Annotated in this window: 26 protein-coding genes and 1 tRNA gene; 2 read left to right on the top strand and 25 right to left on the bottom strand. The window is 59.7% G+C overall.

The window, feature by feature from the left end:
* The 16 genes from hisS to trmJ all read right to left on the bottom strand — a co-directional run bounded on the left by hisS (window position 1) and on the right by trmJ (window position 13,248).
* Window positions 1-1,290 carry a histidine--tRNA ligase gene (gene hisS / locus M5B96_RS13090; protein ID WP_248797103.1) on the bottom strand — a complete coding sequence of 430 codons (1,290 nt, stop codon included), beginning with the start codon at window positions 1,288-1,290 and terminating at the stop codon, window positions 1-3.
* 22 nt (window positions 1,291-1,312) lie between these two features.
* Complete coding sequence (gene ispG, locus M5B96_RS13085) at window positions 1,313-2,422, bottom strand: flavodoxin-dependent (E)-4-hydroxy-3-methylbut-2-enyl-diphosphate synthase (protein WP_248797102.1); 1,110 nt, start codon at window positions 2,420-2,422, stop codon at window positions 1,313-1,315.
* Window positions 2,423-2,425: 3 nt separating this feature from the next.
* Window positions 2,426-3,412: a helix-turn-helix domain-containing protein gene (locus tag M5B96_RS13080; RefSeq protein ID WP_248797101.1), complete on the bottom strand. Its 987-nt coding sequence runs from the start codon at window positions 3,410-3,412 to the stop codon at window positions 2,426-2,428.
* The gene (pilW, locus tag M5B96_RS13075) at window positions 3,409-4,170 is read right to left on the bottom strand and encodes a type IV pilus biogenesis/stability protein PilW (RefSeq protein ID WP_248797100.1); all 762 of its coding nucleotides are present in this window, start codon (window positions 4,168-4,170) and stop codon (window positions 3,409-3,411) included. The genes M5B96_RS13080 and pilW overlap by 4 nt, the downstream gene beginning before the upstream one ends.
* A gap of 12 nt (window positions 4,171-4,182) precedes the next feature.
* Window positions 4,183-5,331, bottom strand: a complete 1,149-nt coding sequence (gene rlmN, locus M5B96_RS13070; protein WP_248797099.1) for a 23S rRNA (adenine(2503)-C(2))-methyltransferase RlmN — start codon at window positions 5,329-5,331, stop codon at window positions 4,183-4,185.
* 28 nt (window positions 5,332-5,359) lie between these two features.
* Window positions 5,360-5,785, bottom strand: a complete 426-nt coding sequence (gene ndk / locus M5B96_RS13065; RefSeq protein ID WP_191486007.1) for a nucleoside-diphosphate kinase — start codon at window positions 5,783-5,785, stop codon at window positions 5,360-5,362.
* An 88-nt stretch (window positions 5,786-5,873) separates the two neighbouring features.
* The gene (gene iscX, locus M5B96_RS13060; RefSeq protein ID WP_248797098.1) at window positions 5,874-6,074 is read right to left on the bottom strand and encodes a Fe-S cluster assembly protein IscX; all 201 of its coding nucleotides are present in this window, start codon (window positions 6,072-6,074) and stop codon (window positions 5,874-5,876) included.
* Window positions 6,075-6,088: 14 nt separating this feature from the next.
* Entirely contained in the window at window positions 6,089-6,430 is a 342-nt protein-coding gene (gene fdx / locus M5B96_RS13055; RefSeq protein WP_248797097.1) for an ISC system 2Fe-2S type ferredoxin, read from the bottom strand.
* A gap of 2 nt (window positions 6,431-6,432) precedes the next feature.
* Window positions 6,433-8,295 carry a Fe-S protein assembly chaperone HscA gene (hscA, locus tag M5B96_RS13050; RefSeq protein WP_248797096.1) on the bottom strand — a complete coding sequence of 621 codons (1,863 nt, stop codon included), beginning with the start codon at window positions 8,293-8,295 and terminating at the stop codon, window positions 6,433-6,435.
* 51 nt (window positions 8,296-8,346) lie between these two features.
* On the bottom strand, window positions 8,347-8,868 hold the full coding sequence (gene hscB / locus M5B96_RS13045) for a co-chaperone HscB (protein ID WP_248797095.1): 522 nt from the start codon (window positions 8,866-8,868) through the stop codon (window positions 8,347-8,349).
* 8 nt (window positions 8,869-8,876) lie between these two features.
* A complete protein-coding gene (gene iscA, locus M5B96_RS13040) occupies window positions 8,877-9,200 on the bottom strand; it encodes an iron-sulfur cluster assembly protein IscA (RefSeq protein WP_010565230.1) in 324 nt (107 codons plus the stop codon).
* 45 nt (window positions 9,201-9,245) lie between these two features.
* The gene (gene iscU / locus M5B96_RS13035) at window positions 9,246-9,632 is read right to left on the bottom strand and encodes a Fe-S cluster assembly scaffold IscU (RefSeq protein WP_007929523.1); all 387 of its coding nucleotides are present in this window, start codon (window positions 9,630-9,632) and stop codon (window positions 9,246-9,248) included.
* Between the two features lie 99 nt (window positions 9,633-9,731).
* Entirely contained in the window at window positions 9,732-10,946 is a 1,215-nt protein-coding gene (locus M5B96_RS13030) for an IscS subfamily cysteine desulfurase (protein WP_248797094.1), read from the bottom strand.
* Between the two features lie 50 nt (window positions 10,947-10,996).
* Window positions 10,997-11,488 (bottom strand): Fe-S cluster assembly transcriptional regulator IscR, encoded by a 492-nt coding sequence (iscR, locus tag M5B96_RS13025; protein ID WP_248797093.1) that lies wholly within the window; start codon window positions 11,486-11,488, stop codon window positions 10,997-10,999.
* Window positions 11,489-11,698: 210 nt separating this feature from the next.
* The gene (cysE, locus tag M5B96_RS13020) at window positions 11,699-12,475 is read right to left on the bottom strand and encodes a serine O-acetyltransferase (RefSeq protein WP_248797092.1); all 777 of its coding nucleotides are present in this window, start codon (window positions 12,473-12,475) and stop codon (window positions 11,699-11,701) included.
* Window positions 12,475-13,248, bottom strand: coding sequence for a tRNA (cytosine(32)/uridine(32)-2'-O)-methyltransferase TrmJ (gene trmJ / locus M5B96_RS13015; RefSeq protein WP_248797091.1), 774 nt, complete (start codon window positions 13,246-13,248; stop codon window positions 12,475-12,477). The genes cysE and trmJ overlap by 1 nt, the downstream gene beginning before the upstream one ends.
* A gap of 144 nt (window positions 13,249-13,392) precedes the next feature.
* Here trmJ and suhB point away from each other — a divergent pair, with 144 nt between their 5' ends.
* Complete coding sequence (suhB, locus tag M5B96_RS13010) at window positions 13,393-14,208, top strand: inositol-phosphate phosphatase (RefSeq protein ID WP_191486016.1); 816 nt, start codon at window positions 13,393-13,395, stop codon at window positions 14,206-14,208.
* Window positions 14,209-14,278: 70 nt separating this feature from the next.
* Here suhB and M5B96_RS13005 read toward each other — a convergent pair whose 3' ends face one another.
* From M5B96_RS13005 to queA, 6 genes are all read right to left on the bottom strand, one after another.
* On the bottom strand, window positions 14,279-14,845 hold the full coding sequence (locus tag M5B96_RS13005) for a glycine zipper 2TM domain-containing protein (protein ID WP_248797090.1): 567 nt from the start codon (window positions 14,843-14,845) through the stop codon (window positions 14,279-14,281).
* Window positions 14,846-14,965: 120 nt separating this feature from the next.
* A complete protein-coding gene (secF, locus tag M5B96_RS13000) occupies window positions 14,966-15,880 on the bottom strand; it encodes a protein translocase subunit SecF (protein WP_248797089.1) in 915 nt (304 codons plus the stop codon).
* 9 nt (window positions 15,881-15,889) lie between these two features.
* On the bottom strand, window positions 15,890-17,758 hold the full coding sequence (gene secD / locus M5B96_RS12995) for a protein translocase subunit SecD (RefSeq protein WP_248797088.1): 1,869 nt from the start codon (window positions 17,756-17,758) through the stop codon (window positions 15,890-15,892).
* A 62-nt stretch (window positions 17,759-17,820) separates the two neighbouring features.
* Complete coding sequence (gene yajC, locus M5B96_RS12990; protein ID WP_248797087.1) at window positions 17,821-18,162, bottom strand: preprotein translocase subunit YajC; 342 nt, start codon at window positions 18,160-18,162, stop codon at window positions 17,821-17,823.
* A gap of 36 nt (window positions 18,163-18,198) precedes the next feature.
* A complete protein-coding gene (gene tgt, locus M5B96_RS12985; RefSeq protein ID WP_248797315.1) occupies window positions 18,199-19,314 on the bottom strand; it encodes a tRNA guanosine(34) transglycosylase Tgt in 1,116 nt (371 codons plus the stop codon).
* 14 nt (window positions 19,315-19,328) lie between these two features.
* On the bottom strand, window positions 19,329-20,393 hold the full coding sequence (gene queA, locus M5B96_RS12980) for a tRNA preQ1(34) S-adenosylmethionine ribosyltransferase-isomerase QueA (protein ID WP_248797086.1): 1,065 nt from the start codon (window positions 20,391-20,393) through the stop codon (window positions 19,329-19,331).
* Window positions 20,394-20,501: 108 nt separating this feature from the next.
* Between queA and M5B96_RS12975 the strand changes: the two genes are divergently transcribed.
* A tRNA-Leu gene (locus M5B96_RS12975) sits at window positions 20,502-20,586 on the top strand.
* Between the two features lie 165 nt (window positions 20,587-20,751).
* On the opposite strand, the gene M5B96_RS12970 is transcribed toward M5B96_RS12975, so the two are convergent.
* From M5B96_RS12970 to M5B96_RS12960, 3 genes are all read right to left on the bottom strand, one after another.
* On the bottom strand, window positions 20,752-21,030 hold the full coding sequence (locus tag M5B96_RS12970) for a DUF3077 domain-containing protein (protein ID WP_248797085.1): 279 nt from the start codon (window positions 21,028-21,030) through the stop codon (window positions 20,752-20,754).
* A 600-nt stretch (window positions 21,031-21,630) separates the two neighbouring features.
* Window positions 21,631-22,515 carry an SIR2 family protein gene (locus tag M5B96_RS12965; RefSeq protein WP_248797084.1) on the bottom strand — a complete coding sequence of 295 codons (885 nt, stop codon included), beginning with the start codon at window positions 22,513-22,515 and terminating at the stop codon, window positions 21,631-21,633.
* Window positions 22,512-23,540, bottom strand: a complete 1,029-nt coding sequence (locus M5B96_RS12960; RefSeq protein ID WP_263859565.1) for a ParA family protein — start codon at window positions 23,538-23,540, stop codon at window positions 22,512-22,514. Before M5B96_RS12960 ends, M5B96_RS12965 begins: the two co-directional genes overlap by 4 nt.
* Window positions 23,541-23,593: the final 53 nt, after the last annotated feature.

The following is a 23,593-nucleotide window of genomic DNA, read 5'->3' as shown; positions in this document are numbered from 1 at the left end:
TCAACCCTGCACGACGCAGGTGGCCAAGTGCTCGGAAAGAGCCTCCCAGGCAATGCTTTGTTGCTCGCCCTGGCCACGCAGGGGTTTGAAACCTACCACTTGCTGGGCCAATTCGTCGTCTCCGAGGATCAAGGCGTACAGCGCACCACTTTTGTCAGCTTTCTTGAACTGGCTCTTGAAGCTGCCGGCACCGGCGTTGACCTGCAGGCGCAGGTTCGGCAACTGGTCACGGACTTTCTCGCTCAGGGCCAGGGCCGCGAGTTCAGCGGCCTCGCCGAAGGCGCAGAGGTAGACGTCGACCTGACGGGCGATTTCTTCCGGCACCTGCCCCAGGGTTTCCAGCAGCAGGATCAGCCGCTCGATACCCATGGCAAAACCCACGCCCGGAGTCGGCTTGCCGCCCATCTGCTCCACCAGGCCATCGTAGCGGCCACCGGCACAGACCGTGCCCTGGGCGCCCAATTGGTCGGTGACCCACTCGAAAACGGTCTTGCTGTAGTAATCCAGCCCGCGCACCAGCTTGGGATTGATCACGTAGGGAATACCGGCGGCATCGAGACGGGCCTTGAGGCCGTCAAAGTGCACGCGCGATTCTTCGTCGAGGTAGTCGGCGAGTTTCGGCGCATCCACCAGCACGGCCTGGGTTTCCGGGTTCTTGGTGTCGAGCACCCGCAGCGGATTGGTCTTCAGGCGGCGCTGGCTGTCTTCGTCCAGCAGTTCGAGACGCGCGCCGAGGAACTCCACCAGGGCCTCGCGATAACGCCCGCGGGACTCGCTGGTGCCCAGGCTGTTGAGTTCGAGCTTGACCGCGTTGCGGATGCCCAGCAGGCCCCACAGGCGCCAGGTCAGCACGATCAGCTCGGCGTCGATATCCGGGCCGTCGATATTGAAGACTTCGCAGCCGATCTGGTGGAACTGGCGATAACGGCCTTTCTGCGGCCGCTCGTGGCGGAACATCGGGCCGATGTACCAGAGTTTCTGCGGCTGGCCGCCACCGGTGATGCCGTGCTCCAGCACAGCACGCACGCAGGCCGCAGTACCTTCCGGACGCAGGGTCAGGGAATCGCCGTTGCGGTCCTCGAAGGTGTACATCTCTTTTTCGACGATATCGGTCACTTCACCGATGGAGCGCTTGAACAGCTCGGTGAACTCGACGATCGGCATGCGGATCTGCTTGTAACCGTAGTTATCCAGCAGACGCGCAACGCTGCCCTCGAAATAACGCCACAGGGGAGTCTGCTCGGGCAGGATGTCGTTCATGCCACGAATGGCTTGCAAAGACTTGCTCACAAAATATCCTTAAATTCTTCGATCAGCCGCGGGCGATCAGCGCCGCGTCGGCTTCGACCTTTTCGGCCGCCTTCTGCCGGATCAGCCTTTCGAGCTCATCCACCAGATTGTCATTCGTCAGTTTCTGTGCCGGCTTGCCATCGATGTAGATCAGGTTCGGCGTCCCACCGGTCAGGCCGATATGGGCCTCTTTGGCCTCACCCGGTCCGTTGACCACGCACCCGATCACCGCCACATCCAGCGGCACCAGCAGGTCTTCCAGGCGCCCTTCCAGCTCGTTCATGGTCTTGACCACATCGAAGTTCTGTCGCGAGCAGCTCGGGCAGGCGATGAAGTTGATGCCACGGGAACGCAGGTGCAGGGACTTGAGGATGTCGTAGCCGACTTTCACTTCCTCGACCGGGTCGGCCGCCAACGAGATGCGGATAGTATCGCCAATCCCTTCGGCCAGCAGCATACCGAGGCCGACGGCGGATTTCACCGTGCCTGAACGCAAACCACCGGCTTCGGTGATCCCCAGGTGCAGCGGCTGGACGATTTCCTTGGCCAGCAGGCGGTAGGCGGCTACCGCCATGAACACGTCGGAAGCCTTTACGCTGACCTTGAAGTCCTGGAAGTTCAGGCGTTCCAGGTGCTCGACATGGCGCAGGGCGGACTCGACCAACGCCTCTGGCGTAGGCTCGCCGTACTTTTTCTGCAGGTCTTTTTCCAGGGACCCGGCGTTGACGCCGATACGGATCGGAATCCCACGATCACGGGCGGCATCGACCACCGCGCGTACACGGTCTTCGCGACCGATATTGCCCGGGTTGATACGCAGGCAGTCGACACCCAGTTCGGCCACGCGCAGGGCGATCCGGTAGTCGAAGTGGATATCGGCGACCAGCGGCACCTTGACCAACTGCTTGATCCGACCGAAAGCCTCGGCGGCGTCCATATCCGGCACGGAAATCCGCACGATATCGACGCCCGCGGCTTCCAGGCGATTGATCTGCGCCACGGTGGCCGCGACGTCATTGGTGTCGCTGTTGGTCATGCTCTGCACCGCGATCGGCGCATCGCCGCCTACTGGTACCGAGCCGACCCAGATTTTACGGGATTCGCGACGCTTGATAGGAGATTGGCCGTGCATGACTTATTGACCTAGCTTCAGGCGAGCGGTCTCGCCACTGGTGAACGGGGCGATATCGACCGGCTGACCGTTGTATGTGATCTGTGCACCACGGGCATAGCCCAGGCGCACGGCAAAAGGTGGCTTGCCGCTGAGCTCAAGGTTCTCGCCCTTGCGCTTGAGACCGCTGACCAGGACCTTGCCATTGCCGTCGGTGACCTGGGTCCAGCAATCGGCGACGAAGGTCAGGCGGACCTGGCCGGCACCGGCCACGGGCTCGGCGGCAGCCGGGGCGCCATTGACCGGGGCGCCTGGCGCGACCGTCGACATCGGCGCCGGAGCAGCCGTCGGGGCCACCACCAGGGTCTGCGCCGAATGCGGCACAGGCACCACCGCCGGGGTTGCCGGGGCGCTGGCCGCCGGGACTGCGGGCTGGGCCTCGGTCGCGCCTTCAGGTGCCGGCGCCTCGGAGGCCGCCTGGTTTTCGCTCACCGCCTGGTCTTCCGGCTCGTCGATCGGATGAATCTGCGTGGTGCCGTCGGCGCTTTCGACTTCGACGTGCTCCATGCTGATCGTCGCCTGGTCCTTGGAGCGCAGGCTGGCCTGGTCCTGCCACCAGACGAAGCCACCGCCGATCACGGCGATCAGCAACAGCAGGCTGACAATGCGCAGGAGGGTGTGGGAAAACCGTACCGGCTCCTCGATACGTCCCAGGGCCTGGACGCTGCTGCCCTGGGAGTCAGTGCCGGTGCTCTGGTCGAACTGCTGGACCAGGACGGCCTGGTCCATGCCGAGCAACTTGGCGTAGGCGCGGATATAACCCCGGGCAAAGGTATGCCCCGGCAGCTTGTCGAAGGCACCGGTTTCCAGGTTGCTCAGGGACGACACCGTGAGGTTGAGCTTCACGGCCACCTCGGCCAGCGTCCAACCATTGCTCTCGCGGGCCTGACGCAGGGTCTCACCGGGGTTGACGCGAGTCGCTGCTACAAATTCGGGTTGCGCCGCTTTCATCTTTGCTCCGACAGGTATTGCTGATATTCCGGCGTACCGGGATAGAGTCGTTTTAGTTGCAAGCCGTAACTGGCGGCCTTGTCACGATCTTCGTAGATTTTCGCCAGGCGGATACCGAGCAATAGACTACGTGCATTTTGCTCGCTCAGCAGGCTGAAACGCGCGTAATAATCGCGTGCGGGCACATAATGCCTGTCTTCGTAAGACAACTCAGCCATTTCCAGCAAAGCACGTGGCTGTTGACGGTTCAGGCGCAGGGATTTGTCGAAATGTTGCAGGGCCAGGTCGCGTTGGCCGAGGGCCAGGGCGGTCAGGCCGAGGTTTTCGAAAACCCGCGAGCGTTCGGTGTAGAGGCTGTCGGCGGCGGCCTGCTCGAAACGCTCGTAGGCGTCCTTGTAACGCTTGAGTTCGAACAGGAAGCTGCCGTAATTGTTGAGCGTGCGCGCGTCGTTCGGACGCGACGACAGGGCCTTGTGGAAGTGCTCCTCGGCCAGTTGCGTTTCGCCTTCGGCCTGGAACACCAGCGCCAGGGCGGCGTTGGCATCCGGATCGGAGCTGTTCATCTCCAGGGCTTTCTTGAGCGGCACCTTGGCCTGTTCGGTCTGGCCTTGCTGCAGATAACCGATGCCCAGTTGCACATAGGCCGCGCGCGCTTCATCGCGCCCCTTGCTGGTACTCAACGGGTCGACATTACCCGTGGAAACGCAGCCGGCCAACAGGCCGACGAATACTACAAGGAGCGCAGCGCGCAGGGTCATGGAGGTCCTCTCTCAGTTTCGGTTCGCGGCGCTTTGCGGACTTTCGGCATCGGCACTCAGCTCACGTACGGCGATGTAGCGTTCGCTGCGACGGGTGCGATCCAGCACCTGCCCCACCAGTTGACCACAAGCCGCGTCGATGTCTTCACCGCGGGTGGTGCGTACCGTGACGTTGTAGCCGGCCTGATGCAACAGATCCTGGAAACGCCGGATCGCATTGTTGCTCGGGCGCTCGTAGCCCGAATGCGGGAACGGGTTGAACGGAATCAGGTTGATCTTGCACGGCGTGTCCTTGAGCAGCTCGATCATCTCGACGGCGTGCTCGACCTGGTCGTTGACATCCTTGAGCAGGGTGTACTCGATGGTCAGGACGCGCTTCTCGCCGAGGGTCGCCATGTAGCGACGGCACGACTCAAGCAGCATCTTAAGCGGATATTTCTTGTTGATCGGCACCAATTGGTTACGCAATGCGTCATTCGGTGCGTGCAGCGACAGTGCCAGGGAGACGTCGATGTGCTCGGCGAGCACGTCGATCATCGGTACCACGCCGGAGGTCGACAGGGTCACGCGGCGCTTGGAGATGCCGTAGCCCAGGTCGTCCATCATCAGGTGCATGGCCGCGATGACGTTGTCGAAGTTCAGCAGCGGCTCACCCATGCCCATCATCACCACGTTGGTGATGGCACGGTCGACGGTCGCCGGGACGCTGCCAAAGGATTTGTTGGCAATCCACACCTGGCCGATGACTTCGGCGGCGGTGAGGTTGCTGTTGAAGCCTTGCTTGCCGGTGGAGCAGAAACTGCAGTCCAGGGCACAGCCCGCCTGGGACGAAACACACAAGGTGCCGCGCTTGCCCTGGGGAATGTAGACGGTCTCGACGCAGCTGCCGGACGCCACGCGCACCACCCATTTACGGGTGCCGTCGGTGGAAATGTCCTCGCTGACCACTTCCGGACCACGCACCTCAGCAACAGCCTTGAGCTTTTCGCGCAAGGCCTTGCTGACGTTCGTCATGGCATCGAAATCATCGACGCCAAAGTGGTGAATCCATTTCATTACCTGACCGGCACGGAAACGCTTCTCCCCGATTGAGTCGAAGAATTTTTCCATTTCCGGTTGAGTCAGCCCCAACAGGTTTGTCTTGCCAGTCGATGTCGTCATGGTTTCACCTTCACTCATAAGCCTGTGCTTAGCGAGCGGTTACTTCGGTAGCAGCGAAGAAGTAAGCAATTTCGCGAGCAGCGGCAGCTTCGGAGTCCGAACCGTGTACGGCGTTGGCGTCGATGGACTCGGCGAAATCGGCGCGGATGGTACCGGCAGCGGCTTCTTTAGGGTTGGTAGCGCCCATCAGCTCACGGTTGCGAGCGATAGCGTTTTCACCTTCCAGCACCTGGACAACCACCGGACCGGAAGTCATGAAGGCAACCAGTTCGCCGAAGAAACCGCGAGCGCTGTGCTCAGCGTAGAAGCCTTCGGCTTCAGCTTTGGACAGTTGCTTCATTTTCGAAGCGACAACGCGCAGGCCAGCGTCTTCAAAACGGGAAACGATCTTGCCGATCACGTTTTTTGCAACGGCGTCAGGCTTGATGATGGAGAAAGTACGTTGAACAGCCATGGTGTAACTCCAGAAACAGTGATTTGCCAAAAATTAAACCCGCGAATTATACGCGGGTTCCTGGGTATTGCCTAACCTGCTGCATTGCTCAGTCGCGTTCTTCGATCCAGTGGGCCTGAATGGCCTCCAGAATCTTCTCGCCGCAGTGCTCAGGCTTGTCATCGAACTCGGGTAATGCCATCACCCACTTCTGCAGATCGACGAAGTTGACCGACATTGGATCAACTTCCGGCTTGGTTTCAGCCAGTTGAATCGCGATTTCCAGCACATCAACCCATTTCAGGCTCATGACAGCTCCTTGAATCAATGCGGCGCTTCGGCGGCGTGGTTGAGCGAGTACTTCGGAATCTCGACGGTCAGGTCCTCGGTCCCGACTTTGGCCTGACAAGCCAGGCGCGACTGGGCTTCCAGCCCCCAAGCCTTATCAAGGTAGTCTTCTTCCAGCTCATCGGCCTCTTCCAGCGAGTCGAAACCTTCGCGAATCAGGCAATGACAGGTGGTACAGGCGCAAACACCACCACAGGCACTTTCCATTTCGATGTGGTTCTCGTGAGCCAGTTCGAGGATCGAGACCCCCGTCTCAGCCTCTACGACCAAGCCCTCGGGGCAAAACTTTTCGTGTGGCAGAAAAATCACCTGCGGCATCGTTATTCCCCAATCTCATTCAGGTTGCGCCCCGCAAGGGCGGCCTTGACCGTCGAATCCAGGCGGCGGGCGGCAAAGGCGTCGGTCACTTGCGACAGACGCTTGGTCTGCTGCTCGATGGCGTAACCATCGGTGCCTTTCATCAGTTCGGTCAGTTCCCGCACCTGCAGGTCAATGACCATGCGCTCGTCGGCATCCAGCAAGCGCTCGCCATCGGCTTCCAAAGCCGCCTGCACGGCCTCGACCAGACGCTGGGCGTCGACCTGCTGCTCACGCAGCACACGGGCGACCTTGTCGTCACCGGCGTACTGGAACGAATCCTTGAGCATCCTGGCGATTTCGCCGTCGGTCAGGCCGTAGGACGGCTTGACCTGGATGCTCGCCTCGACACCCGAACCCAGTTCGCGGGCCGAGACATCGAGCAAGCCGTCGGCATCGACCTGGAAGGTCACGCGGATCTTCGCCGCGCCCGCAACCATGGCCGGAATGCCGCGCAATTCGAAGCGCGCCAGGGAGCGGCAGTCGCTGATCAGCTCACGTTCGCCCTGCAGGACGTGGATCATCATGGCCGACTGGCCATCTTTATAAGTGGTGAAGTCCTGGGCCCGGGCGACAGGGATGGTGGTGTTGCGCGGAATCACCTTCTCCATCAGGCCGCCCATGGTCTCCAGCCCCAAGGACAACGGAATCACGTCCAACAGCAGCAACTCGCCACCATCGCGCTTGTTGCCGGCCAGGGTATCGGCCTGGATCGCGGCACCGATGGCCACCACCTGATCGGGATCGATCTCGGTCAACGGCTGGCGACCGAACATCTCGGCGACCGCCTCGCGAACACGCGGCACACGGGTCGAACCACCGACCATGACCACGGCCTGGACCTCGTCGAGCTCCACGTTCGAGTCACGCACGGCGCGTCGGCAAGCCTTGAGGCTGCGCGCAACCATGGGCTCGATCAGCGCATCGAAGGTTTCGCGGGTCAATACCGCCCGCCAGTCGCCATACACCACCTCGACCGAAGCCGTATCGGTCAGGGCTTCCTTGGCGGCACAGGCGGTTTGCAGCAGATGACGCTGCGCCCCCGGATCGAGATCGGCGGACAAACCCGCCTGCTCAATGATCCAGCCGGCAATCGCATGGTCGAAATCATCGCCGCCCAGGGCACTGTCGCCACCGGTGGCCAGCACTTCGAAGACGCCACGGGTCAGGCGCAGGATGGAAATATCGAAGGTCCCGCCACCCAGGTCATAGATGGCGACCACGCCTTCGGCATTCTGATCCAGGCCGTAAGCCACCGCAGCAGCGGTCGGCTCGTTGAGCAGGCGCAGCACGTTGAGCCCGGCAAGCCGGGCCGCATCCTTGGTCGCCTGGCGCTGGGGCTCATCGAAATAAGCCGGCACGGTGATCACCGCCCCCACCAGTTCGCCGCCCAGGCTCGACTCGGCGCGCTGACGCAGCACCTTGAGGATTTCCGCGGACACTTCCACCGGGCTTTTCGGCCCCTGCACAGTGTCGATGAACGGCATGTGCGACTCACCGCCGACAAAGCGGTAGGGCAGTTGCTCGCCCAACTGCTTGACGTCCGCCAGGCCGCGGCCCATCAGGCGCTTCACCGACAACACGGTATTGAACGGATCACCGGCGGCGGCCAGCTTGGCCGACTGGCCGACTTCAATGCGGTCGGCGTGATAGCGCACCGCGGACGGCAGGATCACCTGCCCGTCGGCATCGGGCAACGGCTCGGAAAGACCACTGCGCAATGCAGCGACCAGCGAATTGGTAGTGCCCAAGTCGATCCCCACAGCCAGGCGACGCTGGTGCGGTTGAGGACTCTGGCCGGGTTCGGCGATCTGCAGTAGGGCCATCGTTATCTGGACTTATCTGAATATCAGGCGTGCGACCGAGGCGGCACTGGGTTAATCGTCGAGGCGCTCTTCTAACTGGCGCACTTCGTAGGTGAGCTTGTCGAGAAACTGCATGCGCCGCATCAGGCGTTCGGCCTGTTCGCGTTGCGCGGCATCGTTCCAACAGGCTGCGAAGCTGTCGTTCAATTGATCCTGGGCGACTTTCAAGCGGCGCTTGAACGTGGCGATACCGGGCAGGTCCGCCTCGTCCTGCAACTCCTCGAGTTCCTCGCGCCACTGCATCTGCTGCATGAGGAAATCCGGATCGTGCACCGTGACCTCCAGCGGCAACTCGCGACCGCCCATGGCGAGCAGGTAGCGCGCACGCTTGGGAGGACTCTTGAGGGTCTGGTAGGCCTCGTTGAGGCTGGCGGACTGCTCCAGGGCCAGGCGTTGCTCACGCTCGGAAGCGTCGGCAAAGCGGTCCGGGTGCACAGCGCGCGCCAGTTCTCGATAGCGCGCGGCCAACTGTTCGAGATCCAGCGTAAAGCTCGGCTGCAACTCGAATAAAGCGAAATGACAAGGAGTACCCACAAGAAGCCTCAGATGTTGAAGCTTTCGCCGCAGCCACATTCACCGCGCACGTTGGGGTTGTTGAACTTGAAGCCTTCGTTCAACCCTTCCTTGACGAAATCCAGCTCGGTGCCGTCCAGGTAGGTGAGGCTTTTCGGGTCGATGATCACTTTCTCGCCGTGACTCTCGAACACCTGGTCTTCCGCCACCACCTCGTCGACGAACTCCAGCACGTAGGCCAGGCCGGAACAGCCTGTGGTGCGAACACCCAGACGAATCCCTTCACCTTTGCCGCGCCCGTCAAGGGAGCGTCGCACGTGTCGAGCAGCCGCTTCTGTCATGCTGATAGCCATCGGTGACTCCTTACTATATCGCCCAAGTCTTCAACGCCGGATCGTTCAGATCAGGCCTTTCTTCTGCTTGTAATCGCGAACGGCGGCCTTGATGGCATCTTCGGCGAGTACCGAGCAGTGGATTTTCACTGGCGGCAGGGCCAGCTCTTCAGCCAGCTGAGTGTTCTTGATGGTCTCCGCTTCATCCAGAGTCTTGCCCTTCATCCACTCGGTAGCCAGGGAGCTGGAGGCGATAGCCGAACCGCAACCATAGGTCTTGAACTTGGCATCTTCGATGATGCCTTGTTCGTTGACCTTGATCTGCAGGCGCATCACGTCGCCGCACGCCGGGGCGCCGACCATGCCGGTGCCGACATCCGGGTCTTCCGCGTTCATCTTGCCGACGTTACGCGGGTTTTCGTAGTGGTCGATGACCTTTTCGCTGTAAGCCATGGTACTAATCCTCACTCATCAGGGCCGCTCTCGGTCCCGTGCTGCGCCAGCCGTTGCTTGCCGCGTCGCTACAGGACCCGTATGTGGCGGCTTCTTTATTTAGTGTGCCGCCCACTCGATCTTCGAGATATCGACGCCGTCTTTGAACATGTCCCACAGCGGCGACAAAGCGCGCAGCTTGGTGACGGCCTCGCAGACTTTCTGCGCGGCATAATCGATTTCTTCTTCGGTGGTGAAGCGGCCGAAGGTGAAGCGGATCGAGCTGTGCGCCAGTTCGTCGTTACGGCCCAGGGCACGCAGTACGTACGAAGGCTCCAGCGAAGCCGAGGTGCAAGCGGAACCGGAGGAAACCGCCAGATCCTTGAGCGCCATGATCAGCGACTCGCCTTCGACGTAGTTGAAGCTCAGGTTCAGGTTGTGCGGTACGCGGGCGCTCATGCTGCCGTTGATGTACAGCTCTTCCAGATGCTCGACCTGCTTGTAGAAGCGCTCGCTCAGGGCCTTGATGCGCAGGTTCTCGGCCGCCATGTCTTCCTTGGCCACACGGAACGCTTCGCCCATGCCGACGATCTGGTGGGTCGCCAGGGTGCCGGAACGCATGCCACGCTCATGACCGCCGCCATGCATGGTCGCCTCGAGGCGAACCCGCGGCTTGCGGCTGACGTACAGCGCGCCGATGCCTTTGGGACCGTAGGTCTTGTGGGCCGAGAAGGACATCAGGTCGACTTTCAGTTGCTGCAGGTCGATGTCGACCTTGCCGGTGGACTGAGCCGCATCCACATGGAACAGCACGCCGCGCGAGCGGGTCAGCTCGCCGATGGCGGCGATGTCGTTAATGGTGCCGATCTCGTTGTTCACGTGCATGATCGAGACCAGGATGGTGTCGTCGCGCAGGGCGGCCTCGACCATGGCCGGAGTGATCAGGCCGTCTTCACGAGGCTCGATGTAGGTGACTTCGAAACCTTCGCGCTCCAGTTGGCGCATGGTGTCGAGGACAGCCTTGTGTTCGATCTTGCTGGTGATCAGGTGCTTGCCCTTGCTGGCATAGAAGTGTGCGACACCCTTGATCGCCAGGTTGTCGGACTCGGTGGCACCGGAGGTCCAGACGATTTCGCGCGGGTCGGCATTGACCAGGTCGGCCACCTGGCGGCGCGCATTTTCCACGGACTCTTCGGCTTTCCAGCCAAACACGTGGGAACGGGACGCCGGGTTACCGAAGTTTCCGTCGACCAGCAGGCATTCACTCATTTTCTGGGCGACACGCGGATCAACCGGGGTCGTCGCTGAGTAATCAAGGTAAATCGGCAATTTCATGGACACTCTCCTAAATCAGGCTGGCTGGCGCACCGCGGGCTCTTTGGCTGTCATTCGACGGCGGACGCTTCGATCTTGTCCAGGTGTAGCGCCCTGTTATTACCGCGGCGCTGATCCTGACGCTGGGCGACTTCTTGCACTTCACGGCGAGTGACAAGGTCCGCCAAGCTGATACCGCTGAGAAATTCGTGGATCTGCAGGCTGAGGTCGCACCACAGATGGTGGGTCAGGCAGGTATCGCCGCCGTGGCAATCGCCCAGCCCCTGGCATTTGGTGGCATCGACCGATTCATTCACGGCATCGATCACCTGGGCGACCTGGATCCCCTGCATCTCGCGCGACAGCTGGTAGCCGCCGCCGGGACCACGCACGCTGGACACCAGGTTGCTGCGGCGCAACTTGGCGAAAAGCTGTTCGAGGTAGGACAGGGAGATGCCTTGGCGCTCGGAGATATCGGCCAGAGACACCGGCCCGCGCTGCGCGTGCAACGCCAGGTCGAGCATGGCGGTCACGGCGTATCGGCCTTTTGTAGTCAGTCGCATGGACAGGTACCACGGAGTTACGGGATCGGGATGGGGAAGAGTATGCTATTCCCGAGTATTTAAGTCAACTATAAGACCTAGTGCTTTAGTCGGGTTTACCGCTAAAACCGCGCGCGAATTGTAGCAAAGTCCGGGGCGTAATGGCATTGCGCTGGATCGATGGTTTTTTACGGCCTTCAAAGGCCTCTTCGCGGGCAAGCCCGACGAAGATCAGCCCGCCTTGGCCTCGTTCTCGCCCTTCACCTCAACAAACCCATCACACTGCAACTCCGGCAACTCCTTGGCGCAATAGCTGCTACCCAGGTCCTTCAGCGCCCCGCACATCCCCTCCAGACGCCCATCCACCGCCTGCAAGTGATCAAGCAACTGACCAATGGCCCGCGCCACCGGGTCCGGCATGTCTTCGCTGACGCCATAGGCATCGAAACCGATCTTCTCCGCCATCGCCTTGCGCTTGGCTTCGACCTGATCGTCAGCCTTCATGATGATCCGCCCCGGAATACCGACCACCGTCGCCCCCGGAGGCACCGCCTTGGTCACCACCGCATTGGAACCGACCTTGGCCCCGGCGCCGACGGTAAACGGCCCCAGCACCTTGGCGCCGGCACCCACCACCACGCCATCCTCCAACGTCGGGTGACGCTTGCCCTTGTTCCAACTGGTGCCACCCAGGGTCACCCCCTGATAAATCGTCACGTCATCGCCGATCTCGGCGGTTTCGCCGATCACGATACCCATGCCATGGTCGATAAAGAACCGCCGCCCGACCTTGGCCCCGGGATGGATCTCGATACCGGTCAACCAGCGACCGAAGTTCGACACCACTCGCGCCAGCCACTTCCAGCCCATGCCCCACAACGCATGACCCAGGCGATGCAGCCAGATGGCATGCAGGCCCGGATAGCAGGTCAGCACTTCAAAGGCATTGCGCGCCGCCGGGTCACGATGGAATACGCTCTGGATATCTTCTCGCAAACGCTCGAACATCACTGATCCTTCCGCTTAAGGAGCTCGCCCCGGGCCGCTTTTTCGGTTTCCGTGAGGATGCCCCGCAAAATATTCATCTCGGCGCGACTGACCGAACTGCGCCCGTACAGGCGACGCAACCGAGCCATCAGATGGCGCGGCTTTTCGGGGTCGAGGAAGTCGATGGCCACCAGGGTCTGCTCCAGATGGCCGTAGAACCGCTCCATCTCATCCATGGTCGCCAGCTCTTCGCTGCGCGTCGACGCCACTTCCAGCTTCTCTACCTTGCTCGGCTGCCCGACGGCCGCCAGCCAGGACATCCGCACCTCATAAGCCAGCACCTGCACCGCCGTGGCCAGGTTGAGCGAGCTGAAGTCCGGATCGGACGGAATATGCACGTGATAATGACATCGCTGCAGCTCGTCGTTGGTCAGGCCGGAATCCTCGCGCCCGAACACCAGCGCGATCTCGGCACCCTGCCCGGCCTCCTCGACCACCTTCACCCCGGATTCGCGAGGATCGAGCAGCGGCCAGGGAATCCGGCGGTCACGGGCGCTGGTGCCAAACACCAGGTTGCAGCCGTTCAACGCCTCTTCCAAGGTGGCGACGACTTGCGCGTTTTCAAGGATATCGGTGGCACCGGAAGCCCGCGCATCGGCTTCAGCGGACGGAAAGATCCGCGGCTCCACCAATACCAGGCGCGACAGCCCCATGTTCTTCATGGCCCGCGCGGCCCCGCCGATATTGCCCGGATGACTGGTATTGACCAGGACAACACGAATATTTTGCAGCACGAGAGACACTCTCAGACTCGGCGAAGGGGAGCAAATCTTACAGAAGCACTGGGGATTGCGCCACGAGCGCCAACGTCGTCCTTCTCCCCCGGGACTTTTCTGGTAGAATGTTCGGCTTTCTTTAACACTCTAGGTGAAATGTCCATGCAGCCCATGCTGAATATCGCGCTGCGCGCCGCCCGCAGCGCCAGTGAATTGATTTTCCGCTCCATCGAGCGCCTGGATACCATCAAGGTCGACGAAAAAGACGCCAAGGACTATGTGTCCGAAGTGGATCGCGCCGCCGAACAGAAAATTATCGACGCGCTGCGCAAGGCCTATCCGACCCACGGCATCCGTGGCGAAGAAACCGGCTTCCACGCCGGCAGCGGCGAAGGCGAAGAATACCTGTGGATCATCGACCCCCTCGATGGCACCACCAACTTCCTGCGCGGCATCCCGCACTTCGCGGTCAGCATCGCCTGCAAATACCGTGGTCGCCTCGAGCACGCCGTGGTCCTCGACCCGGTCCGCCAGGAAGAATTCACCGCCTCCCGTGGCCGTGGCGCCCAGCTCAACGGTCGGCGCCTGCGCGTCAGCGGCCGCACCAGCCTGGACGGCGCCCTGCTGGGTACCGGCTTCCCGTTCCGTGACGACCAGATGGACAACCTGGACAACTACCTGGGCATGTTCCGCGCCCTGGTCGGCCAGACCGCCGGCATCCGCCGCGCCGGTGCCGCGAGCCTCGACCTGGCCTATGTGGCCGCCGGTCGCTTCGATGCGTTCTGGGAGTCGGGCCTGTCCGAGTGGGACATGGCGGCAGGCGCCCTGCTGATCCAAGAGGCCGGCGGCCTGGTGAGCGACTTCACCGGCGGTCACGACTTCCTGGAAAAAGGCCATATCGTTGCCGGCAACACCAAGTGCTTCAAGGCCGTGCTGACGGCGATCCAGCCGCACCTGCCGGCCTCGCTGAAGCGCTAGGCTTTCGCCGAACAAAAAAATGCCCCGTATCTTGCGATACGGGGCATTTTTTATGTCTCTACGGAAGGCCTTACTGGCCCGGCTGCTGGGCTGGCTGCCCCTGGTTCTGGCTGAGGACCAGATGACCGTCCTTGTCCACCGGGATCTGGTTGCCCGGATCGCGATCCATGCGGATCTTGCCTTCCTTGCCGCCCAACTGGTAACGCACGTCGTAGCCGACAACCCTGTCGCTGACGTCGTTGACCGTGTTGCAGCGCTTCTGGGTCGTGGTGTAGGTGTCACGCTCCTGCATGCCCTCCTGCACCTTGTTACCCGCGTAACCGCCACCGACCGCACCGACCACGGTGGCCAGGGTCTTGCCGCGACCGCCACCGACCAGGCTGCCGAGCAAGCCACCGCCCACCGCACCCAGTGCGGTACCGGCCAGCCGGTGCTCATCCTGGACCGGCTTCTGCCGGGTGACCGCGACATCTTCACAAACCTGGCGCGGGGTCTTGATTTGAGTCTTGACCGGCTCTACCGCCAATACTTGCGCATACTCAGGGCCGCTTTTTACCAGGCTATAGGTGGCAACAGCACCCCCGGCAGTCACACCGACAGCACCCAATACCGCACCCACCAGCAACGACTTGTTCATGTGAATCTCCTGACCATCACAAGCGGATCAATGCCCGCGCTCTCCTAGCCTTGGAGTACAAAAAAAGGCGCGAGTTCAACACTCGCGCCTTTCAGCTGACAACCAGGGGAGCGATTCGCGTCAAGGACGGTCGTCGACTTCCTTCTGGGTATTGGCCGGAGGAATCAAATCCTCGCTGTTCAGATTCAGCCAGATCAGCACCACGTTGGCGATGTAGATCGACGAGTAGGTACCCGCCAACACCCCGACGAACAGGGCAATGGAGAAGCCGAACAGGTTGTCGCCACCAAAGAACAGCAGCGCGGTAATCGCCAACAGGGTGGAGATCGACGTCGCCATGGTCCGCAGCAGGGTCTGGGTGGTCGAGACGTTGATGTTCTCGATCAGGCTGGCCTTGCGCAGCACCCGGAAGTTCTCGCGCACCCGGTCGAAGACCACGATGGTGTCGTTGAGCGAGTAACCGATGATCGCCAGTACCGCCGCCAGCACCGTCAGGTCGAAGGTGACCTGGAAGAACGAGAGGATACCCACGGTCACCACCACGTCGTGGATCAGCGAGACGATGGCACCGACCGCGAATTTCCACTGGAAGCGGAACGCCAGGTAGATCAGGACGCCGCCCAGCGCCATGAGCATGCCGAGGCCGCCCTGGTCGCGCAGCTCTTCACCGACCTGCGGACCGACGAACTCGACGCGCTTGATCTGCGCCGGGTTATCGCCGCCGACCTTCTGCAGCGCCTCGGCCACCTGATGGCCCAGCTGCGGGTCCGCCCCCGGCATCCGCACCAGCAGGTCGGTGGTCGCGCCAAAACTCTGCACGATCGCCTCGTGATAACCGGACTCACTCAGCTGCTCGCGCACCTTGGAGACATCCGCCGCATGCTCGTAGGTCAGCTCGATGAGCGTACCGCCGGTAAAGTCCAGGCCGTAGTTCATGCCCTTGTGGAAGCAGCTGAACAAGGCCAATGCAGTGAGGAACAGGGTGAAGCCGAACGCAACGTTGCGAACACCCATGAAGTTGATAGTACGTAACATGGCAGCCCCTTAAATCCACAACTTCTTGAAGTCACGACCGCCGAAGATCAGGTTGACCATCGCGCGGGTCACCAGAATGGCCGTGAACATCGAGGTAAAGATCCCGAGGGACATGGTCACCGCAAAGCCTTTGACCGGGCCGGTGCCCATGGCAAAGAGGATGCCGCCCACCAGCAAGGTGGTCAGGTTGGCGTCGACAATCGCCGTGAACGCACGACCAAAGCCTTCGTTGATCGCTCGCTGCACCGTCATTCCCGCGGCAATCTCTTCACGTATCCGCGAGAAAATCAGCACGTTGGCGTCCACCGCCATGCCCATGGTCAGGACGATACCGGCGATGCCCGGCAGGGTCAGCGTCGCCCCCAGCAGGGACATCAGCGCCAGCAAGGCAACCATGTTGAAAGCCAGCGCCACGGTGGCAATGACGCCGAAGAAGCGGTAGATGGCGATGATGAACAGCGAGACGAACAGCATGCCCCACAGCGACGCATCGATACCCTTGGTGATGTTGTCGGCACCCAGGCTCGGGCCGATGGTACGTTCTTCAGCGAAGTACATCGGCGCGGCCAGACCACCGGCACGCAGCAGCAGCGCCAGTTCCGAGGACTCGCCCTGGCCGTTCAGGCCGGTGATGCGGAACTGACTGCCCAGCGGCGACTGGATGGTCGCCAGGCTGATGATCTTCTTCTCTTCCTTGAAGGTCTGCACCGGCACGTCTTTCTCGACGCCGTTGACGACCTGCTTGGTGTAGGTGGTGATCGGCTTCTGCTCGATGAAGATCACCGCCATGCTGCGACCGACGTTGCTACGGGTCGCCCGGCTCATCAGCTCGCCACCGTGACCATCAAGCTTGATGTTCACCTGTGGACGACCGTGCTCGTCGAAGCCGGCCTTGGCATCGGTCACCTGGTCACCGGTGATGATCAGGCCACGCTCGATCTGCGCCGGAGGACGATTGCCTTCACGGAACTCGAACTCCTCGGAGGTCGCCTTCGAAGCCCCCGGCTCGGCGGCCAGACGGAACTCCAGGTTGGCGGTCTTGCCGAGGATCCGCTTGGCTTCAGCGGTGTCCTGTACGCCCGGCAGCTCGACCACGATGCGGTTGGCACCCTGACGCTGTACCAGTGGCTCGGCCACACCCAGCTCGTTGACGCGGTTACGGACCGTGGTCAAGTTCTGCTTGATGGAGTATTCGCGGATTTCCGCCAGCTTGGCCGGGGTCATCGCCAGACGCAGTACCGGCTGATCGTTGAGATCGGCCGTTACAATGTCGAAATCGTTGAAGTTCTTGCGGACCAATGCACGGGCCTGCTCGCGGGTATCCGTGTCAGCAAAGCCCAACTGGATGGCGCCATTGAATGGCGGCAGGGTGCGATAACGCACACGCTCCTTGCGCAGCAGGCTCTTGACGTCGCCGTCATAGACTTTCAGGCGGGCGTCAACGGCTTTTTCCATGTCCACTTCCAGCAGGAAGTGCACACCACCGGACAAGTCCAGGCCCAGCTTCATCGGGTGCGCGCCGAGGCTGCGCAGCCATTGCGGAGTGGTCTGTGCCAGGTTCAGGGCCACGACATAGTCGTCGCCAAGGGCTTTGCGTACCACGTCCTTGGCCGGCAGTTGGTCTTCCTGCTTGGTCAAACGGACCAGGCCGCCTTTGCCGCCGGCAGCCAGGGTGGCGCCCTTGACGGCGATCCCGGCGTCGGTGAGCGCCTTGCTCACGCGGTCCAGATCGACCTGGGTGACCTGCAGTGCAGTACTTGCGCCGCTGACCTGGATCGCCGGATCGTCAGGATAGAGATTGGGAGCGGAATAAATAAAACCGACCGCCAGCACCGCCAGGATCAGTAGGTATTTCCACAGAGGGTATTTGTTCAGCATCACGCCGCCCGCTTATGACGCGGGGCGCCTTGCGCGCCCCGTCGATTGTTAAGAGTTGAAACCTAGATCGCTTTCAGCGTGCCTTTAGGCAGGGTGGCCGCGATGGCGCCCTTCTGAAACTTCATTTCGACGGTGTCGGACACTTCCAGCACCACGAAATCGTCGCTGACCTTGGTGATCTTGCCGGCGATACCACCAGTGGTGACCACTTCGTCGCCCTTGGCCAGGTTGCCCAGCAGGTTCTTCTGCTCCTTGGCGCGCTTGGCCTGTGGACGCCAGATCATCAGGTAGAAGATGACCAGGAAGCCGACCAGGAAAATCCATTCGAAACCACCGCCCATCGGACCGGCGGCAGCAGCCGGTGCGGCACCGTCCGCGAACGCGTTAGAGATGAAAAAGCTCATTTAGCACTCCAGTTGCAAGAATTCAGTTCTGAAAATTCAGTCCAAAGGCGGTACGGGAAGCCCGCGTTTGGCGTAGAAGGCATCGACAAAGGCGGCCAATGTACCCTGTTGAATAGCCTCGCGCAAACCAGCCATCAGGCGCTGGTAATGGCGCAAATTGTGGATCGTATTCAACATGCTCCCCAGCATTTCGCCGCACTTGTCCAAATGATGCAGATAAGCACGGGAGAAGTTCTGGCAGGTGTAGCAGTCGCAGGTCGGATCCAGCGGCGATTCATCATGGCGATGGAACGCGTTGCGGATCTTCAGCACGCCGGTATCGATGAACAGGTGCCCATTGCGGGCATTACGGGTTGGCATCACGCAATCGAACATGTCCACCCCGCGGCGCACACCCTCTACGAGATCTTCCGGCTTGCCAACGCCCATAAGGTAACGAGGTTTGTCAGCAGGCATCAGGCCGGGCAGGTAATCCAGTACCTTGATCATCTCGTGCTTGGGCTCGCCCACCGACAGGCCGCCGATGGCCAGGCCGTCGAAGCCGATCTGGTCGAGGCCTTCGAGGGAGCGCTTGCGCAGATTCTCGTGCATGCCGCCCTGGACGATGCCGAACAATGCGGCGGTGTTGTCGCCGTGGGCGTTTTTCGAGCGCTGGGCCCAGCGCAGCGACAGCTCCATGGACACCCGGGCGACGTCTTCGTCAGCCGGGTACGGGGTGCACTCGTCAAAAATCATCACGATGTCCGAGCCCAGGTCGCGCTGGACCTGCATCGACTCCTCCGGGCCCATGAACACCTTGGCGCCGTCGACCGGCGAGGCGAAGGTCACGCCCTCCTCCTTGATCTTGCGCATGGCGCCCAGGCTGAACACCTGGAAGCCGCCGGAGTCGGTGAGGATCGGGCCTTTCCACTGCATGAAGTCGTGCAGGTCGCCGTGCTCCTTGATCACCTCGGTGCCCGGGCGCAGCCACAGGTGGAAGGTGTTGCCGAGGATGATCTCGGCGCCGGTGGCGACGATATCCCGTGGCAGCATGCCCTTGACCGTGCCGTAGGTGCCCACCGGCATGAAGGCCGGGGTTTCGACGGTACCGCGGGGGAAGGTCAGGCGACCGCGACGAGCCTTGCCATCAGTGGCGAGCAGCTCGAACGACATACGACAGGTGCGACTCATGCTTGATCCTCTGGGGCCCGATCCTTGGGTGCGGCAGGCGCCGGGTTGCGGGTGATGAACATCGCATCACCGTAGCTGAAGAAGCGGTAGCCGTTGTCCACGGCGGCCTTGTAGGCGGCCATGGTCTCGGGGTAACCGGCGAAGGCCGAAACCAGCATCAGCAGCGTGGATTCGGGCAGGTGGAAATTGGTTACCAGGGCGTCGACCACATGGAAGGGACGGCCCGGGAAGATAAAGATGTCGGTGTCGCCGCTGAAGGGCTTGAGCACGCCGTCGCGGGCGGCGCTTTCCAGCGAACGGACGCTGGTGGTGCCGACGGCGATCACCCGCCCGCCACGCGCGCGGCAGGCAGCGACGGCGTCGACCACTTCCTGGCTGACTTCCAGCCATTCGTGGTGCATGTGGTGGTCTTCGAGACGTTCCACACGAACTGGCTGGAAGGTTCCGGCGCCGACGTGCAGGGTGACAAAAGCGCTTTCGACGCCCTTGGCGGCAATGGCATCGAGCAGCGGCTGATCGAAATGCAGCCCGGCGGTAGGTGCGGCCACGGCGCCGAGGCGCTCGGCGTAGACGGTCTGATAGCGCTCGCGGTCGGCGCCTTCATCGGGGCGGTCTATATAAGGAGGCAACGGCATATGGCCGACGCGCTCCAGCAGCGGCAGCACTTCCTCGGCGAAGCCCAGTTCGAAGAGCGTGTCGTGGCGGGCGAGCATCTCGGCTTCGCCACCGCCGTCGATAAGGATCTTCGAGCCGGGTTTCGGCGACTTGCTGGAGCGCACATGGGCCAGCACGCGGTGGGTATCGAGGACCCTTTCCACGAGGATTTCCAACTTGCCGCCGGAGGCTTTCTGGCCGAACAGGCGGGCTGGAATGACCCGGGTATTGTTGAACACCATCAGATCGCCAGGGCGTAAATGCTCAAGCAAATCAGTGAATTGACGGTGTGCGAGCGCACCGCTGGGGCCGTCGAGGGTCAGCAGGCGACTGAGGCGTCGCTCGGCCAGGGGATGGCGAGCGATCAGGGAATCGGGGAGCTCGAAAGTAAAGTCAGCGACGCGCATGATGGGGTTCGTTCAGCAGGGCCGGGAAGTTTAGCGGAAATCGTAAAAATTGACCACGAAAGCCGATTGACCAACGGTAAACACGTCTCTATACTTCGCCGCCATTGAGCCCTGATGGCGGAATTGGTAGACGCGGCGGATTCAAAATCCGTTTTCGAAAGGAGTGGGAGTTCGAGTCTCCCTCGGGGCACCATCTTAAAAAAAGACCTTGAATTTCAAGGTCTTTTTTTTCGCCTACAGAAAAGCGAAAGGCACCACGATCCCTGTAGGAGCCGAGCTTGCTCGCGAAGAACGATAACGCGGTGAGCCTGCCGTGCGCCGCCGCCAATCCCGACATCAATCGAGGATCGCCCGGTCCTTAACCCCTCTCCCCGCGCAACATTCCCTGAGTCAAATCGTCGATGACGGCCTTACCCATCTCGCCCAGGTAATGCGATGCCCAGGCGTAGCGTTCGCCGTCGCTTTCCAGGGCGGCATCGAGGGAGAGTGCTTTGGCGCAATAGAGCAGGAGGGAGGCGTGCTCCATGGCTTCCAGAATGGGGACGCCGGGGTTTACGCGAAATAGTTCACGTCCTTGGGAGCCACACTGGGAAAAGGTGATGACGCCTAGGGTTTTGCTTGTGGGTGGATTGCTCATTGGGCACCTCCAGCGAATGCGTGGATGCTGGAGACTTGAAGCTGAAGCTCTTGAGTCGAAACGTTCATGCGCTACTCCTACCGTAGAAGAAAGCGCCAGCAATCTAATCGATGATGGCGCCTATGCGCCTATCTTCTGTTCCACGGGTTTCCAGGCCCTGTCGCTGAGTTGGCAGCGACAGGGAAAAGGTAGCGCGCACAGTAGGGAGCCGCAATGTGAGTGGCGGAGGTATGTAAGTCGAAAAATTTCAGTCGGTATAGAAGATCGTTCACAGCCCCAAGCTAGATGGCGATCTACCCGAAGTGCATTACGATCATTCAGGGATGACGTCTTGGGCTGCGACCAAAATAAATCCGTCACCATTTCCGTATAAAGCCTCCCAGCAGGCAACTATTTACTCGCCGGCGCAGTAATCTTTTCTGGATAGGCCGCGTCGCCAACTCGTGAGCACGCGGCAATTTCTCCGTCATTCGCTGCAATGATCGCACTCATGATTCTTATGCCAATCACAGCTTCAGCTTACTATTTCATAGTTGGCGGGGTGCTCACGAAATACTAATCCAGGCACGAACAACTGTAGCCCTATATTAACTAAAACCATTATTCCCTGGACCGAAGCGCAGCAAGGTTCATTTCCCTGCGTCGTGAATCTACCTCGCTAACAATTCTTTCAAAAAGGGTTGTCAATTCACCGTGATCTGGCGTTTTTTTGTATGGGACTATGAATATCCGCCGAAGGTCTTTATTTATTTGAACAAAGGTCTCTGACTGATTACCGGCTAGAAAAATATAATGTGGGCGAGCTTGTGGTAGGTGGTGCGCGTAATTTTCAATTATCTGTGAAATGGCCGGATCTGCAAGCGAGAATCCGACAAAAATTACGGTGTGTGTTAAAAGAATGGTTTCAATGAATTTTGAATATGCCCAATTTCCATAAGCCTTGTCTGAATACTCTTTTTTTGTAAAAATCATGCTATCAAGATCATCAATCGATCCGTGAATTTTTATAATGTATTCATCAGAGTCTCTGAAGGCATGAAGAGCGTTCGAGTCTAATTTTTTAAGAATTTTTGGGTTGTGGGTCGAATCTGAATTAACTTCATCCCAGGCCTTTTCCAAGAATAAATCGAAATTCGTTGTTAAAATAATTCTCTGTTTTAGCTGCATAATCAGCTTTTGAAGAGAACTGGGTTGAGCACGTTGATTATATTCCGTAGTTAGCGCTGCCTCCCAGGCTTTATCGCCCAATCCTCGGCTAATTAGCTCGCACGCCATCAGGTAGTCGGCATTTCTGATTAGTTCGAGGGCTTGCTTTTTAATGGCGCGATCAGTTAATTTTTCTGCATTTTCTTTCAGGAATGCATCCCAGACCTTCAGTCTCCCACCGCTACGAGTTGTCACGCCTGCGCTGACCCCTGCTCCAACAAAGATCACTGTTCGCCGTTCAGCTAAATCATTTATAAGGTCGGGATTGATGACAGTCATTTTTGGGCCGCCAACAGATCAATGTTTTCAAAAAACCTTAATGCTAACGCCTGATAAATTTCCCTCGCTTGTTTTCTAGAAACCGTGAAACTTCCTTTCGCTTTTACGCTAATCATAGGCTGGTGTAGCGTTTGAGATTTCGGAGCAAGGCTAGCGAGATGCTTGATAACTCCTAGGTGAGGATTCATGGATGTTGGATAGAAAATATTTAACTGCTGCTTCACTACTGCTGGCAATTTTTTACTAATTTCCTCATAGGCCTCTACAATTCTTGCACTGCCGTCACGACTACGCTCTTTATGTTGCTGAGTGACATAGCCTACAAATTTTAAGTTTTTCTTTGCAAAGCTAGGTACTTCCGACGGGAATTCCGAGTTAGAAAGTCCGTAAGCCAAGTCTTTCTCCCAGAGCTTGACGGCCTCGCCAATATTTTTTAGCGCCCAACTTGAAAATATATCGATTGCCATGGGTACGACAAAATAGTCTACCGCGAGCAATATTGCTCGGTTGATCGCCCCAAGGGATGGCCCCATATCGAAAAATATATAATCGTAATTTTTTCTAGCTTGAAGGATTACATTGTGAAATACGAGGGTGGTTCTAAGTCCTCTAATACCACCAGCTTTCGCCTCTCGCCAGTCTTGGGCTAGTAAGTCTTCGTGTAAAGCGAGGCGAGGATCGCCAATAATAACATCAATACCAAATTCTTCTACGTGCCGGATTGGTAGATTGGGATTATACCCTTTACCTAATGATAGCGGGCGAATCACGCTGAATATTGTCTCGGGTTCGGCCGGTTTCCTGGAACCTTCGTTATAGTATGCTGCTATGAACTCTTCATCGGGTAAGACATACTGACTTAAGTTACACTGTGGGTCAGCATCTATGATCAGAACTTTTTTGTTATGATTCAAAGAGAGTTCGGCGGCCAAATTAGCTACCAAGGTGGTTTTTCCGACCCCTCCTTTGTTATTAAAAAAACATACTGTTTTGGCTTCTAGAGGAGTTTTTTTTCTGCTGAGCAGGCTTTGCCATTGTGATGTCCTTAGCGTTGGTAGATGCTATGTATCACAGTCTG

The sequence above is a fragment of the Pseudomonas sp. MWU13-2105 genome (assembly GCF_023242315.1).
In the GTDB taxonomy this organism is placed as follows: Bacteria; Pseudomonadota; Gammaproteobacteria; order Pseudomonadales; family Pseudomonadaceae; genus Aquipseudomonas.
The sequence above is the reverse complement of the archived record's forward strand: the minus strand, read 5'-3'. Positions and strand labels throughout refer to the sequence as shown.